11 protein-coding genes and 1 pseudogene are annotated in these 13,874 nt (G+C 63.5%); 6 read left to right on the forward strand and 6 right to left on the reverse strand.

Annotation, left to right across the window (positions count from 1 at the left end; all coding sequences use genetic code 11):
* Positions 1 to 20 precede the first annotated feature (20 nt).
* Genes potA through NLX68_RS01775 form a run of 3 tightly spaced genes read left to right on the forward strand, consistent with a single transcriptional unit; the run spans position 21 to position 2,967 of the window.
* Positions 21 to 1,163, forward strand: coding sequence for an ABC transporter ATP-binding protein (potA, locus tag NLX68_RS01765; protein WP_254282384.1), 1,143 nt, complete (start codon positions 21 to 23; stop codon positions 1,161 to 1,163).
* Positions 1,160 to 2,080 carry an ABC transporter permease subunit gene (locus tag NLX68_RS01770; protein WP_254282386.1) on the forward strand — a complete coding sequence of 307 codons (921 nt, stop codon included), beginning with the start codon at positions 1,160 to 1,162 and terminating at the stop codon, positions 2,078 to 2,080. Before potA ends, NLX68_RS01770 begins: the two co-directional genes overlap by 4 nt.
* Positions 2,077 to 2,967 (forward strand): ABC transporter permease subunit, encoded by an 891-nt coding sequence (locus NLX68_RS01775; protein WP_010221198.1) that lies wholly within the window; start codon positions 2,077 to 2,079, stop codon positions 2,965 to 2,967. The genes NLX68_RS01770 and NLX68_RS01775 overlap by 4 nt, the downstream gene beginning before the upstream one ends.
* 70 nt (positions 2,968 to 3,037) lie before the next feature.
* On the opposite strand, the pseudogene NLX68_RS01780 reads toward NLX68_RS01775, so the two are convergent.
* Positions 3,038 to 3,238: pseudogene (locus NLX68_RS01780) on the reverse strand (ATP-binding protein); the annotation flags it as partial.
* A gap of 189 nt (positions 3,239 to 3,427) precedes the next feature.
* Between NLX68_RS01780 and NLX68_RS01785 the strand changes: the two are divergent.
* Genes NLX68_RS01785 through NLX68_RS01795 form a run of 3 tightly spaced genes read left to right on the forward strand, consistent with a single transcriptional unit; the run spans position 3,428 to position 8,630 of the window.
* Positions 3,428 to 4,519, forward strand: a complete 1,092-nt coding sequence (locus NLX68_RS01785) for an efflux RND transporter periplasmic adaptor subunit (protein WP_254282388.1) — start codon at positions 3,428 to 3,430, stop codon at positions 4,517 to 4,519.
* Complete coding sequence (locus tag NLX68_RS01790) at positions 4,516 to 5,586, forward strand: efflux RND transporter periplasmic adaptor subunit (protein WP_254282390.1); 1,071 nt, start codon at positions 4,516 to 4,518, stop codon at positions 5,584 to 5,586. Before NLX68_RS01785 ends, NLX68_RS01790 begins: the two co-directional genes overlap by 4 nt.
* Positions 5,583 to 8,630, forward strand: coding sequence for an efflux RND transporter permease subunit (locus tag NLX68_RS01795; protein ID WP_254282392.1), 3,048 nt, complete (start codon positions 5,583 to 5,585; stop codon positions 8,628 to 8,630). Before NLX68_RS01790 ends, NLX68_RS01795 begins: the two co-directional genes overlap by 4 nt.
* Positions 8,631 to 8,710: 80 nt before the next feature.
* Here NLX68_RS01795 and NLX68_RS01800 read toward each other — a convergent pair whose 3' ends face one another.
* From NLX68_RS01800 to NLX68_RS01820, 5 genes are read right to left on the reverse strand one after another with little or no spacing between them, the layout of a single operon-like run.
* Positions 8,711 to 9,355 carry a methionine ABC transporter permease gene (locus NLX68_RS01800; RefSeq protein WP_254282394.1) on the reverse strand — a complete coding sequence of 215 codons (645 nt, stop codon included), beginning with the start codon at positions 9,353 to 9,355 and terminating at the stop codon, positions 8,711 to 8,713.
* Positions 9,345 to 10,472 carry a methionine ABC transporter ATP-binding protein gene (locus NLX68_RS01805; protein ID WP_254282396.1) on the reverse strand — a complete coding sequence of 376 codons (1,128 nt, stop codon included), beginning with the start codon at positions 10,470 to 10,472 and terminating at the stop codon, positions 9,345 to 9,347. Before NLX68_RS01805 ends, NLX68_RS01800 begins: the two co-directional genes overlap by 11 nt.
* A 1-nt stretch (position 10,473) precedes the next feature.
* Positions 10,474 to 11,277 (reverse strand): MetQ/NlpA family ABC transporter substrate-binding protein, encoded by an 804-nt coding sequence (locus NLX68_RS01810; protein WP_254282398.1) that lies wholly within the window; start codon positions 11,275 to 11,277, stop codon positions 10,474 to 10,476.
* The gene (locus NLX68_RS01815; RefSeq protein WP_254282400.1) at positions 11,270 to 12,661 is read right to left on the reverse strand and encodes an LLM class flavin-dependent oxidoreductase; all 1,392 of its coding nucleotides are present in this window, start codon (positions 12,659 to 12,661) and stop codon (positions 11,270 to 11,272) included. The genes NLX68_RS01810 and NLX68_RS01815 overlap by 8 nt, the downstream gene beginning before the upstream one ends.
* A complete protein-coding gene (locus tag NLX68_RS01820) occupies positions 12,661 to 13,866 on the reverse strand; it encodes an SfnB family sulfur acquisition oxidoreductase (RefSeq protein WP_254282402.1) in 1,206 nt (401 codons plus the stop codon). The genes NLX68_RS01815 and NLX68_RS01820 overlap by 1 nt, the downstream gene beginning before the upstream one ends.
* Positions 13,867 to 13,874 lie beyond the last annotated feature (8 nt).

The raw sequence follows: 13,874 nt of genomic DNA on the forward strand, positions 1-13,874 counted from the left end.
TCTTGTTGGGAGTTTCACAAATGGCAGTTGCCTCCGGTGCCTATAAGAAAGCCCTCGAGGGCGACCAGCAACCTAAACAGGTGCTGGTCAAAATCGACCGGGTCACGAAAAAGTTCGACGAAACGGTCGCCGTGGACGATGTGTCCCTGGAAATCAAGAAGGGCGAAATTTTCGCCCTGCTCGGTGGCTCGGGTTCGGGTAAGTCGACCTTGCTGCGCATGCTCGCCGGCTTCGAACGACCAACCGAGGGGCGTATTTTCCTCGATGGCGTAGACATTACCGATATGCCGCCCTACGAGCGGCCGATCAACATGATGTTCCAGTCGTACGCGCTGTTTCCGCACATGACCGTGGCCCAGAACATCGCCTTCGGCCTGCAGCAGGACCGTATGCCCAAGTCCGAGATCGACGCCCGCGTGGCCGAGATGCTCAAGCTGGTGCACATGACCCAGTACGCCAAGCGCAAGCCGCACCAGCTCTCCGGTGGCCAGCGGCAGCGTGTGGCCCTGGCCCGTTCGCTGGCCAAGCGGCCCAAGTTGCTGCTGCTCGATGAGCCGATGGGGGCACTGGACAAGAAGCTGCGTTCGCAGATGCAACTGGAGCTGGTGGAGATCATCGAACGGGTCGGTGTGACCTGCGTGATGGTGACCCACGATCAGGAAGAGGCCATGACCATGGCCCAGCGCATCGCCATCATGCACCTGGGCTGGATCGCCCAGATCGGCAGCCCGATCGACATCTATGAAACCCCGACCAGCCGCCTGGTCTGCGAGTTCATCGGTAACGTCAACCTGTTCGAAGGCGAAGTGGTCGACGACGCCGAAGGCCATGCGGTGATCGCCAGCCCCGAGCTTGAGCGCCACATCTACGTTGGTCACGGTGTTACCACCTCGGTGGAAGACAAACGCATCACCTACGCCCTGCGTCCGGAAAAACTGCTGGTGACCACCGAGCAGCCGACCTGCGAGCACAACTGGTCGCGCGGCAAGGTTCACGACATTGCCTACCTGGGCGGCCATTCGGTGTTCTACGTCGAGCTGCCTGGCGGCAAGGTCGTCCAGTCGTTCGTCGCCAACGCCGAGCGCCAGGGCACCCGGCCGACCTGGGACGACCAGGTTTACGTCTGGTGGGAGGATGACAGCGGCGTGGTACTGCGGTCATGAATGCGCGCAAGCTCAAGCGAGCCGTCAACCGAATAAAGCCCGAGGGGCGCCATCTGGTGATCGGCGTGCCGTTCATCTGGCTGTTCCTGTTCTTCATGCTGCCGTTCTTCATCGTCCTGAAGATCAGCTTCGCTGAAGCCGACGTGGCGATCCCGCCGTACACCGAGATCTACAGCTACATCGAAGACAAGGTGCAAGTGGTGCTCAACCTGGCCAACTATGGCCTGTTGACCGAAGACGAACTCTACATCTCGGCGTACCTGGGTTCGTTGAAGATGGCCTTCGTCAGCACCCTGCTGTGCCTGCTGATCGGCTATCCAATGGCCTATGCCATTGCCAATGCGCGCAAGGAAACCCAGACCGTGCTGTTGCTGCTGATCATGATGCCGACCTGGACGGCGATCCTGATCCGCGTGTATGCCTGGATGGGCATCCTCAGCAACAACGGCCTGCTCAACGCCTTCTTGCTGTGGCTGGGGTGGATCGATCAGCCGTTGCAGATCCTCAACACCAACCTCGCGGTGTATATCGGCGTGGTCTATTCGTACCTGCCGTTCATGATCCTGCCGCTCTACGCCAACCTGGTGAAGCACGACCAGAGCCTGCTTGAGGCCGCGTCGGACCTGGGTTCGAGCACCTTCAACAGCTTCTGGAAGATCACCGTGCCGCTGTCGAAGAACGGCATCATCGCCGGCTGTATGCTGGTGTTCATTCCGGTGGTGGGTGAGTTCGTCATTCCTGAGCTGCTCGGCGGCCCGGAAACCCTGATGATCGGTAAAGTGCTCTGGCAAGAGTTCTTCAACAACCGTGACTGGCCGGTGGCCTCTGCCCTGGCGGTAGTGATGCTGGCGATCCTGATCGTACCGATCCTGCTCTTCAACCGTAGTCAGGCCAAAGAGATGGAGGGCAGGGCATGAAGCGTTTCAGTTTCTCCAAATTGATGTTGGTCCTGGGCCTGCTGTTCATCTACCTGCCGATGCTGATCCTGGTGATCTACTCGTTCAACGCCTCCAAGCTGGTGACGGTATGGGGCGGCTGGTCGGTGAAGTGGTACGTCGGCCTGCTCGACAACACCCAACTGATGGGCTCGGTGATGCGCTCGCTGGAAATCGCCTGTTACACCGCGATCGCTGCGGTGGCGCTGGGCACCCTGGCGGCCTTCGTGCTGACCCGGGTGACCCGCTTCAAGGGCCGTACCCTGTTCGGTGGCCTGGTCACCGCGCCATTGGTAATGCCCGAGGTGATTACCGGTCTGTCGCTGTTGCTGCTGTTCGTGGCCATGGCGCAGATGATTGGCTGGCCGCAGGAGCGTGGCATCGTCACCATCTGGATCGCCCACACCACCTTCTGCGCAGCCTATGTGGCGGTGGTGGTGTCGGCGCGCCTGCGTGAGCTGGACCTGTCGATCGAAGAAGCGGCGATGGACCTCGGTGCGCGGCCGTGGAAGGTGTTCTTCCTGATCACCATCCCGATGATTGCACCGTCGCTGGCAGCCGGCGGGATGATGTCCTTTGCCCTGTCGCTGGATGACCTGGTACTGGCCAGCTTCGTCTCGGGCCCGGGGTCGACCACTTTGCCGATGGAAGTCTTCTCTGCCGTGCGTCTGGGCGTGAAGCCGGAAATCAACGCGGTGGCCAGCCTGATCCTGCTCAGCGTGTCGTTGGTGACTTTCATGGTCTGGTACTTCAGCCGCCAGGCCGAAGAACGTCGCCGTCGGGCGATCCAGCAGGCGATCGAAGAAAGCGCTGCCGACTCGTGGAAACAACCGGACGTGCGTCGCGCGCCGGCGCCGGTTTCAGCGTGATCTGAAACCCTTCGCGGGGCAAGCCCGCTCCTACAGATCGGTAGGAGCGGGCTTGCCCCGCGATTGCGTTTCACTCCGGCCAATGCCAGGCCGGCTCATCCAGCATCCCCTGACCGGCAACGCGGGTCTGCCCCAGCACCTTCTCCAGCACGATCGAATTGCAGGTCGCATCCTGTTCCAGCGCCGCCACCAGGCGCCGTGCATGTGACACCACCCACACCTGACACTGCTCCGACGCGCGGATGATCAAGCGCGCCAGCGCAGGCACCAAGTGATTGATCGAGCGGTAGTTGGCGACAGCCAGGGTGGTCAGCATGGCAGCGTCCATTCAGGCAAAGAGGGCAGTATCGCCGATTCCGCGTGTTGAACGAATTGTGTACGCCGACAAGCGATCAAGGAAACCCTGATCTACGCTAACACTCGCATTCCTAAATAGATCTGGCACGTGCAAGGAGCCTGCATGACGATGTCGCGTCCTTTATCGATCGTCTGCCTGGGGGGGTTGTTGGTGCTGACGGGGTGCGGTGAGCAAAAAGCCGCTGAAGCCGAGCTGCCCAGAGTCGGTGTACAACGTGTTGAACCCAGTGATTTCGCGGCTTCCGTAACCCTGACCGGTGATGTCCAGGCGCGGGTGCAGACTGACCTTTCGTTTCGCGTGGGCGGCAAGATCATTTCCCGCAGCGTCGATGTCGGTGATCACATCAAGGCCAACCAGGTCCTGGCCCGTCTTGACCCCAAGGACCTGCAGACCAGCGTCGACTCGGCCAAGGCCGAAGTCTTTGCCGAACAGGCACGCGTGACCCAGACTGCCGCCGCCTTTGTCCGCCAGCAGAAGCTGTTGCCCAAAGGCTATACCAGCCAAAGCGAGTACGACTCTGCCGAAGCCGCCTTGCGCAGCAGCCAGAGCGCCCTCAAGGCGGCTCAGGCGCAACTGGCCAACGCCCGTGAACAGCTGAGCTATACCGCGCTGGTGGCTGAGGCGGACGGGGTGATCACCGAGCGCCAGGCCGAAGTCGGCCAGGTGGTCCAGGCCACGGTGCCGATTTTCGGCCTGGCCCGCGATGGCGATCGTGACGCGGTGTTCAATGTCTATGAGTCGTTGCTGGTGGCGCCGCCGAGCGAGCATGCGATTACCGTGCGCCTGGTCGACAACCCGAAGATCCAGACCCTGGGCTATGTGCGCGAAATCACCCCGACGGTGTCGGCGCAAAGCGGTACGGTGCAGGTCAAGGTGGCCTTGAAAAACGTACCTGCGGGCATGGAACTGGGCTCGCCAGTCAGCGCCACTGCCGATGCCCAGGGCCGGCCGAGTATCGAACTGCCCTGGTCGGCGCTGACCAAGGACCTGCATGACCCGGCCGTGTGGGTGATCGGCGAGGGTCACAAGGTCAGCCTGCAGAAGGTCAAGGTCATCCGTTACCTCACCGGCAAGGTGGTGGTCGGCGAGGGCCTTAAAGGCGGCGAGACCGTGGTGGTGGCCGGTGGTCAATTGCTTAACCCGGGAATGCAGGTACAAGTGGCGCCGACGACCGACAGCGGGGTGGCGCAATGAACAGGCTGACGCTGACGTTGTGCAGTGCCCTGCTGCTGGCCGGCTGTGGGAAACCCGCCGAGGCGCCTGAACCTGTGCGACCGGTGTTGTCGCTGGTGGTCGAGCCGCAGAGCCAGGCAAACCTTGGCCGCTTCGCCGGGAGCATTCAGGCCCGCTACGAAAGCACCCTGGGTTTTCGCGTGGGCGGGCGCATTGCCCGACGTTGGGTGGATGTCGGCAGTTCGGTAAAACCGGGCGACGTGCTCGCCAGCCTTGACCCCACCGACCAGCGCAACCAGTTGCGCGCCGCCGAAGGCGACCTGGCCAAAGTGCAGGCACAGTGGATCAATGCCCAGGCCAACGCCCGCCGCCAGCAGCAGCTGTTCGACCGCGGCGTGGGCGCCCAGGCCCAGCTGGATATCGCCCAGACCGACCTGAAAACCACCGGTGCGTCCCTGGAGCAGGCGCGTGCGGCAGTCGAGCAGGCCCGCGACCAGCTCGGCTACAGCGAGCTGAAAGCCGATCACGCCGCGGTGGTCACCAACTGGCAGGCCGAAGCCGGGCAAACCGTGAGCGCCGGGCAAGCAGTGGTGACCCTGGCCCGCCCGGACATCAAGGAAGCGGTCATCGACCTGCCCACCAGCCTGGCCGAGCAGGTCTCCGGCGAGCTGAAGTTCCTGGCCGCCTCGCAACTGGACTCAAGCATCAGCACCGCTGCCACCTTGCGAGAGCTGGAGCCCCAGGCCGATGCCGCCACCCGTACCCGGCGCGCGCGCCTGACCCTGGCCGATACGCCACTGGCGTTCCACCTGGGCACGGCAATCAGCGTCACCCTGACTTCGGCGGTGTCGCCGCGCGTCGAGCTACCGGCATCGGCATTACTGGAAAGCGAGGACAAAACCCGGGTATGGATCGTCGATCCACAACAGAAAACTGTTGCTACTCGCGAGGTAAAGCTGCTTGAGCGGACCGCCAACACCGTAGTACTGGCCTCTGGCGTGCGGGCCGGCGAGCGGGTGGTGACGGCAGGGGTGAACAGTCTCAAACCGGGCCAGAAGGTCATAGTCGACGAGGAAGACCCGCAATGAAAGGAAGCTTCAACCTGTCGGAGTGGGCGCTGAAGCACCAATCCTTTGTCTGGTACCTGATGTTCGTCGGCTTGCTGATGGGCGTGTTCTCCTACATGAACCTGGGGCGTGAGGAAGACCCTTCGTTCACCATCAAGACCATGGTCATCCAGACCCGCTGGCCCGGTGCGACCCAGGATGAAACCCTGTACCAGGTCACCGACCGCATCGAAAAGAAGCTCGAAGAGCTGGACTCCCTCGACTACGTGAAAAGCTATACCCGCCCGGGCGAGTCGACGGTGTACGTGAACCTGCGTGACACCACCAAGGCGGCGGACATCCCGCAGATCTGGTACCAGGTGCGCAAGAAGATCCAGGACATCCGCGGCGAGTTTCCCCAGGGCATCCAGGGGCCGGGCTTCAACGACGAGTTCGGTGACGTGTTCGGCTCGATCTACGCCTTTACCGCCGACGGCCTGACCATGCGCCAGTTGCGTGACTACGTCGAGCAGGTGCGCGCCGAAGTCCGCGAAGTGCCCAACCTGGGCAAGGTCGAGATGATCGGTACCCAGGACGAAGTGCTGTACCTGAATTTCTCCACGCGCAAGCTGGCCTCCTTCGGCATCGACCAGCGCCAGGTCCTGCAGGCGCTGCAGAGCCAGAACGCGGTGACCCCGGCCGGGGTGATTGAAGCCGGACCCGAGCGCATCTCGGTGCGCACCACCGGCCAGTTCGCCTCCGAGAAAGACCTGGAGACGGTCAACCTGCGCATCAACGACCGCTTCTTCCGCCTGGCCGACATCGCCGATATCCAGCGCGGTTATGTCGACCCGCCGACCTCGATGTTTCGCTACAACGGCCAGACCGCCATCGGCCTGGCCATCGGCATGAAGGCCGGCGGCAATATCCAGGCGTTCGGTGCCGACCTGCACAAGAAGATGGACAGTGTGATCGCCGAACTGCCGGTGGGCGTGGGCGTGCACACGGTGTCGGACCAGGCGGTGGTGGTCGAGGAAGCGGTCGGCGGCTTTACCAGCGCGCTGTTCGAGGCGGTGGTCATCGTCCTGGTGGTGAGCTTCATCAGCCTTGGGGTGCGTGCCGGGCTGGTGGTGGCCTGCTCGATTCCGCTGGTGCTGGCCATGGTGTTCATCTTCATGGAGTACAGCGGCATCACCATGCAGCGGATCTCCCTGGGCGCCCTGATCATTGCCCTGGGTTTGCTGGTGGACGATGCGATGATCACCGTCGAGGTGATGGTCACGCGCCTGGAAAAGGGCGAGAGCAAGGAGCAGGCGGCGACTTTCGCCTACACCTCGACGGCCTTTCCGATGCTCACCGGGACCCTGGTGACGGTGGCCGGTTTCGTGCCCATCGGGCTCAACGCCAGCTCGGCGGGGGAGTACACCTACACGCTGTTTGCGGTGATCGCCGCGGCGCTGCTGGTGTCGTGGGTGGTGGCGGTACTGTTTGCCCCGGTGCTCGGCGTGCATATCCTCAGCACCAAGGTCAAACCGCACGACGAAGAGCCGGGGCGCATCGGCAAGGCTTTCGGCAACAGCCTGCTCTGGTGCATGCGTCATCGCTGGCTGACCATCATCGGCACCGTGTTGCTGTTCGTGCTGGCAGTGTTCTGCATGCGTTTCGTGCAGAACCAGTTCTTCCCGTCCTCGGACCGCCCGGAAATCCTCGTCGACCTCAACCTGCCGCAGAACGCCTCGATCGAGGAAACCCGCAAGGCGGTGGACCGCCTCGAAGCGACGCTCAAGGGCGACCCGGACATCGTGCGCTGGAGCACCTACATCGGCCAGGGTGCGATCCGCTTCTACCTGCCTCTGGACCAGCAACTGCAGAACCCGTACTACGCCCAACTGGTGATCGTCAGCAAGGGCCTGGAGTCGCGCGAGGTATTGATGGCGCGTCTGCAGAAGCGCCTGCGCGAAGACTTCGTCGGCATCGGCAGCAACGTTCAGTCCCTGGAAATGGGTCCGCCGGTAGGGCGGCCGATCCAGTACCGGGTCAGCGGCAAGGACATCGACCAGGTGCGCAAACATGCCATTGCCCTGGCCTCGCTGCTCGACAGCAACGAACACATTGGCGAGATGATTTACGACTGGAATGAGCCGGGCAAGGTGCTGCGAGTCGAGATCGCCCAGGACAAGGCGCGCCAGCTCGGGCTGTCGTCCGAAGACGTGGCCAATGTGATGAACAGCATCGTCAGCGGCGCGCCGGTGACCGAGGTCAACGACAACATCTACCTGATCGATGTCATCGCCCGCGCCGAAGACAGCGAGCGTGGCACGCCGCAGACCCTGCAGAACCTGCAGATCGTCACTCCCAACGGCACCTCGATCCCGCTGCTGGCCTTCGCCACCGTGCGCTACGAGCTGGAGCAGCCGCTGGTATGGCGCCGTGACCGCAAGCCGACCATCACCATCAAGGCATCGGTACGCGGCGACATCCAGCCCACTGACCTGGTGGCCGAGCTCAAGCCGCAGATCGACGACTTCGCCAGCAAGCTGCCAGTGGGTTACGGCGTGGCCACCGGCGGCACCGTGGAAGAAAGCGGCAAGGCCCAGGGGCCGATCGCCAAGGTGGTGCCGCTGATGCTGTTCATGATGGGCACCTTCCTGATGATCCAGCTGCACAGCGTGCAGAAGCTGTTCCTGGTCGCCAGCGTGGCGCCGCTGGGGCTGATCGGCGTGGTCCTGGCGCTGGTGCCGACCGGCACGCCGATGGGCTTTGTGGCGATTCTGGGAATCCTCGCGCTGATTGGCATCATCATCCGCAACTCGGTGATCCTGGTGACCCAGATCGAAGAATACGAAGCCCAGGGCTATTCACCCTGGGACGCGGTGCTGGAGGCGACCAACCACAGGCGCCGGCCGATCCTGCTGACGGCGGCAGCGGCGAGCCTGGGCATGATCCCGATCGCCCGCGAAGTGTTCTGGGGGCCGATGGCCTACGCAATGATTGGCGGGATCATCGTCGCCACCTTGCTGACCCTGCTGTTTCTGCCGGCACTGTATGTGGCCTGGTACAAGATCCGCGAGCCGCAGCACCATTGACTACGCCATCGCTGGCAAGCCAGCTCCCACAGGGTCCGGTGCATGCAGAACCTGTGGGAGCTGGCTTGCCAGCGATGAATTCAGCGCTTGTTCAAGCCCTTCGCCAACCGATCCCCGCCCAGCTGAATCAGCGCCACCAACACTACCAGCATGACGATCACCGTCAGCATGATCTGGCTGTCGAAGCGCTGGTAGCCATAGCGGTAGGCGATGTCGCCCAGGCCTCCGGCACCAATGGCGCCGGCCATGGCCGAGGAGTTGATCATGGTCACCAGGGTGATGGTAAAACCACCGACGATGCCCGGTAGGGCCTCCGGCAGCAGCACATGCCAGACGATGTGCCAACGCCGGCAACCCATGGCCTGGGCGGCTTCGATCAGGCCATGGTCGACCTCGCGCAGGCTGACTTCGGCGATGCGGGCAAAGAACGGCGTGGCGGCGATGGTCAGCGGCACTACCGCCGCCCAGACGCCATAAGTGGTGCCGACGATCAAGCGGGTGAAGGGGATCAGCGCCACCATCAGGATCAGGAACGGAATCGAGCGGAACAGGTTGACGAAGGCACCGAGCACCCGGTTCAGGGTCGGCGCCTGGAAGATTCCACCCTTGCCGCTGGTGACCAGTATGACCGCCAGCGGTATGCCGGCGAGCAGGGCGATCAGCGACGAGACGCCAACCATCAGCAGGGTGTCGAGCACACCCTGGAGCAAGCGATCAAACCACATAACCCAGTACCTCCACCTGTGCAGCCCATTGCCGGGCGCGCTCAATCACGTGCGCGTGGCTGTGCGGCGAGTCGGCCACCGACACCACAAGTTGCCCCAGAGCGCGGCCCTGGATCGGTTCGATGCCACCTTGCAACAGGCTGACCCGGCCGCCCAACAAGCTGAACAACGCAGACAGCTCCGGCGCCTGCCGGTCCTTGCCGCTGACCCGCACACTCAACACCAGGGCAGCCTCCGGGCCAGGCGGTTGTGCCTGCAAGCGTGCTTGCAGGGCCGCCGGCAGGGCAGGTTGCAACGGTGCCAGCAAAGTCTTGCTGACTTCATGCTGCGGGTCGCCAAACACTTGCCAGACCGCGCCCTGCTCAACGATGCGCCCGCGCTCGAGCACTACCACCCGATGGCAGATATCGCGGATCACTGCCATCTCGTGGGTAATCAGCACGATGGTCAGGCCCAGGCGCTGGTTGATGTCGCGCAACAGGCCGAGGATCGATTCGGTGGTTTCCGGGTCGAGCGCCGAGGTGGCTTCGTCGCACAGCAGAATCTGCGGGTCATGCACCAGTGCCCGGGCAATGCCGACGCGCTGTTTCTGCCCGCCCGACAACTGCGCCGGGTAAACCTGGTGTTTGTCCTGCAGCCCGACCAGCTCCAGCAACTCGGCGACCTTGCGCTGGCGCTGGGCCTTGGGCACACCGGCCACCTTGAGGGGCAACTCGACGTTTTGCCAGACGGTCTTGGCCGACATCAGGTTGAAGTGCTGGAAGATCATGCCGATGCGTCGACGCAGGCGCACCAGGCGGTCTTCGTCGTACTCGCCGATGTCCACCTGGTCGATCAGCACCCGGCCATGGCTCGGGTGCTCCAGGCGGTTGATGGTACGGATCAGCGACGACTTGCCGGCACCGCTACGGCCGATGATGCCGAAGATTTCACCGTGCTGGATATTCAGGTCGATACCGTCCAGCGCCGGGGTTTGCTGGCCGGGGTAGGTCTTGCCCAGGCCGATGAAACGCACATGGGCGTTACCCAGCTCCGGGCGCAAAGCCCGTTGCTGAGCCTGCTGCAGGGGCGCGAATGGCTGTTGCTCCTGCGCCACGCGGGCGCTGACGGCGCTCATCTCAGCTCTCCCAGCCAGCTTGGTAGAGCTTGCCGTGGGCCTGATCGAGGGCGGCACGCACCACCGGCGAGTGCTGGTAGATGTCGATGAATTTGGCCAGGCGCGGGTCGTCCTTGCTCTGCGGGCGGATGACGAACTGGATCACGTATTCCTTGTGGTCAAGGCCGTCGAACAGCAGCGCCGAGGTGGCGTCGAAAGTCTTCGCCAGGCGGATGTAGGCCGGGTAGCCCTGGACCAGGTCGGCGTCATCGTAGGCGCGCACCAGTTGTACCGCTTCGACCTGGAGAATCTTCAGTTTTTTCGGGTTGGCGACGATGTCTTCCTCGGTGGCCTTATAACCGACGCCAGGCTTGAGGGTGATCAAACCGGCCTTGGCCAGCAGCTGCAAACCGCGACCGCTGTTGATCGGGTCGTTGGCGATGGCAACGCTGGCGCCCACGGGCAGCTCAGCGAAGCTTGTGTACTTTTTCGAGTACAGGCCGACATTGTTGATGATCCCCGGGGCGAAGGGCACCAGGTCGAAACCGCCGGCGGCCTTGGCGTTTTCCAGGAACGGGATGTGCTGGAAGTAGTTCACGTCGATGTCACCGGCCGCCAGGCTGACGTTTGGCGCGATCCAGTCGCTGAACTCGATCAGCTCGACGTCCAGGCCCTGTTTCTTCGCTTCGCTGACGGCAGCTTCGAGGGGGATGGAGAAGGCCGCGGTGGTGCCGACTTTCAAGGCATCGGCGGCCTGGGCGGCGCCGAACAGGCTCAAGGTCAAGGCCAAGGCTGCGACCGGGCGGGCAATAAAGGTCTTAAGCATGCTGTAGCGCTCCCGTCGGGGTCGTAGGGGTGTGGCGGTAGTTGGCGCCAGGATGGTCCGCCGGCAGGTGAGGCTGGTCGCTGGCGAAGAGTTTTTCGCGCAGGCTGCCCTGTTCGTAGGCGGTCTTGTACGAGCCGCGGCGCTGCAGCTCGGGGATCACCAGGTCGATGAAGTCGACATAGCTTTCCGGGGTTACCGTGCGTGCCAGGTTGAAGCCGTCCAGGCCGGTTTCGGCGATCCAGCTTTCCAGCGCGTCGGCAACCTGGGTCGGCGAGCCGATCAGGGTGATGTAGCGTCCGCCGAGGGCGTGTTGTTCGAGCAGCTTGCGCCGGGTCCAGTCGTTGTTCTGCAGGTGCTTGGTAGCGGACTGGATGGCGTTGCTTTTCACATACTGGATCGGCTCGTCCAGTTCGTACTCGGAGAAGTCGATACCGGTGGAGCTGGCAAAGTGCGCAACACCGGCCTCGGCGCTGGCATAGCGCAGGTACTCGGCGTGCTTGGCTTTGGCCTGCTCTTCAGTGCGGGCGACGATCACCGTCAGGCCCATGAACACCTTGATCGCCTGCGGGTCACGCCCCGCCGCCACGGCGGCAGCGCGCACCTTGTCGACCTGGGCGCGGGTGGCGGCCTTGTTCTGGCCGCTGATAAACACGCACTCGGCATGGTTACCGGCAAAGCTCAAGCCGCGCTCGGAGCTGCCGGCCTGGAACAGCACCGGGGTGCGCTGCGGCGAGGGTTCGCAGAGGTGGTAACCCTCGACCCGGTAAAACTCGCCCTGGTGGTTGATTTTGTGCACCTTGTCCGGCTGGGCATAGACCCGCTGCTGGCGGTCGTTGAGCACCGCACCGTCTTCCCAACTGCCTTCCCAGAGCTTGTACAGCACCTGCAGGTACTCGTCGGCCTGGTCATAGCGACGGTCGTGCTCGGGCTGCTGGTCCAGGCCCATGGCCTTGGCTGCGCTGTCCAGGTAGCCGGTGACGATGTTCCAGCCCACCCGGCCACGGCTCAGGTGATCGAGGGTGGAAAGGCGCCGGGCGAACAGGTAGGGCGACTCGTAGGTCAGGTTGGCGGTCAGGCCGAAGCCGAGGTTGCGGGTGACGGCGGCCATGGCCGAAACCAGCAGCAGCGGGTCGTTGACCGGCAACTGAATCGACTCTTTCAGCGCTACATCGACAGACTGCTGGTAAACGTCATAGACACCGACGATATCGGCGATGAACAAACCGTCGAACAGCCCGCGCTCCAGTAGCCGGGCCAGCTCGGTCCAGTATTCGAGGGTCTTGTACTGGCTCGAATTGTCCCGTGGATGGGTCCACAGGCCGTGGTTGATATGCCCGACACAGTTCATGTTGAAGGCGTTGAGCAGGATTTTCTTCTTGGCCATCAGATGGTGCCCCGCAACGGTGGATTTTCATCGTTGAGGTAGTAATTGCCGATGGCGTGGTACTTCCAGCGCACCGGGTCATGCAGGGTGTGCACCCGGGCGTTGCGCCAGTGCCGGTCCAGGCCATGCTCGGCCAGGGTCGCCTGGCTGCCAGACAGCTCGAACAGGGTGGTGCCGGCGGCCAGGGATATCTCGGTGCTGATCGCCCGCGCTTCGGCCACGGCAATCGAGGCGGCGGCGACAGTTTCGGCATTCGGCTCGGCCTGGGCGCGGTCGAGGTATTCGCCGGCGCGTTCGAGCAGGGCTTCGCTGGCGTGCAAACGAATCGCCAGGTGGCCGAAGGACTTCAGGGTCAGCGGGTCTGCGCTGGCCTGATCGACCCCAGCGTCGACCCAGGGCCGGCTGCGGGTGCGCACGAAGTGCAGGGCATCTTCATAGGCGGCGCGGGCGATGCCGGTGTCGATGGCAGCGTGGAGGATCTGCGCCAGCGGGCCGACCGTGGTCGGGCGCTCGAAGGCGCTCTGGAACGGCAGCACGTCGTCAGCGGCAACCGGCACGTTGTCGAACACCACCGAACCGCTGCCGGTGGTGCGCTGGCCGAAGCCGCTCCAGTCGTCGATGACTTTCAGCCCGCTGCTGTCAGCCGGTACGAAGGCCAGACGCTGGACGCCATCGTCATCGACCACCGAGGTAGGAATGCGCTGGGCATAGATCGCGCCCGTGGCGTAGAACTTGCGGCCATTGATGCGGTAAGCGTCGCCCTCGCGGGTGAGGGCGGTGGTGCGGTCGTGGGCGGTCTTGGTGCCCAGTTCCGCCAGGGCATTGCCGAAGCGCGTGCCGGCCAGTACTTCGGCGTACAGGCGCTGCTGTTGCGCCGGGCTGCCGTTGACCCGCAGTACTTCCAGCGCATAGAAATGGTTTTGCGGGATCTGCCCCAGCGAAGCGTCGGCCTGGGCAATGCGGGCGATGACCTTGGCCAGGGTGACGTTGGACACGCCGGCGCCACCAAAGGCCTTGGGCACGCTGATGCCCCACAGGCCGGAGTGGGAGAACAGCTCGAGTTCAGGCTGCGGCAGGCGCCGTTCACGGTCGCGCAAGGCGCTGTCGCGACGCAGTTGGACGGCGATTTCCTCGGCGATTTGCAAGGCCTGGGCGTCAGAGTGGATGACCGCGACGTTAGCGTGCGGTTGCGGCAAAAGGCTCATAAACAGGG

Origin of the sequence: Pseudomonas sp. SBB6 (genome assembly GCF_024213215.1) — a bacterium.
Classification (GTDB): Bacteria; Pseudomonadota; Gammaproteobacteria; order Pseudomonadales; family Pseudomonadaceae; genus Aquipseudomonas; species Aquipseudomonas donghuensis.

Excerpts from the sequence above, each read along its gene's own strand:
- NLX68_RS01815 (WP_254282400.1), bottom strand. The coding sequence starts at position 12,661 with ATGGCCAAGAAGAAAATCCTGCTCAACGCCTTCAACATGAACTGTGTC.
- NLX68_RS01785 (WP_254282388.1), top strand. The coding sequence starts at position 3,428 with ATGACGATGTCGCGTCCTTTATCGATCGTCTGCCTGGGGGGGTTGTTG.
- NLX68_RS01770 (WP_254282386.1), top strand. The coding sequence starts at position 1,160 with ATGAATGCGCGCAAGCTCAAGCGAGCCGTCAACCGAATAAAGCCCGAG.
- potA (WP_254282384.1), top strand. The coding sequence starts at position 21 with ATGGCAGTTGCCTCCGGTGCCTATAAGAAAGCCCTCGAGGGCGACCAG.
- NLX68_RS01790 (WP_254282390.1), top strand. The coding sequence starts at position 4,516 with ATGAACAGGCTGACGCTGACGTTGTGCAGTGCCCTGCTGCTGGCCGGC.
- NLX68_RS01775 (WP_010221198.1), top strand. The coding sequence starts at position 2,077 with ATGAAGCGTTTCAGTTTCTCCAAATTGATGTTGGTCCTGGGCCTGCTG.
- NLX68_RS01795 (WP_254282392.1), top strand. The coding sequence starts at position 5,583 with ATGAAAGGAAGCTTCAACCTGTCGGAGTGGGCGCTGAAGCACCAATCC.
- NLX68_RS01805 (WP_254282396.1), bottom strand. The coding sequence starts at position 10,472 with ATGAGCGCCGTCAGCGCCCGCGTGGCGCAGGAGCAACAGCCATTCGCG.
- NLX68_RS01800 (WP_254282394.1), bottom strand. The coding sequence starts at position 9,355 with ATGTGGTTTGATCGCTTGCTCCAGGGTGTGCTCGACACCCTGCTGATG.
- NLX68_RS01820 (WP_254282402.1), bottom strand. The coding sequence starts at position 13,866 with ATGAGCCTTTTGCCGCAACCGCACGCTAACGTCGCGGTCATCCACTCT.
- NLX68_RS01810 (WP_254282398.1), bottom strand. The coding sequence starts at position 11,277 with ATGCTTAAGACCTTTATTGCCCGCCCGGTCGCAGCCTTGGCCTTGACC.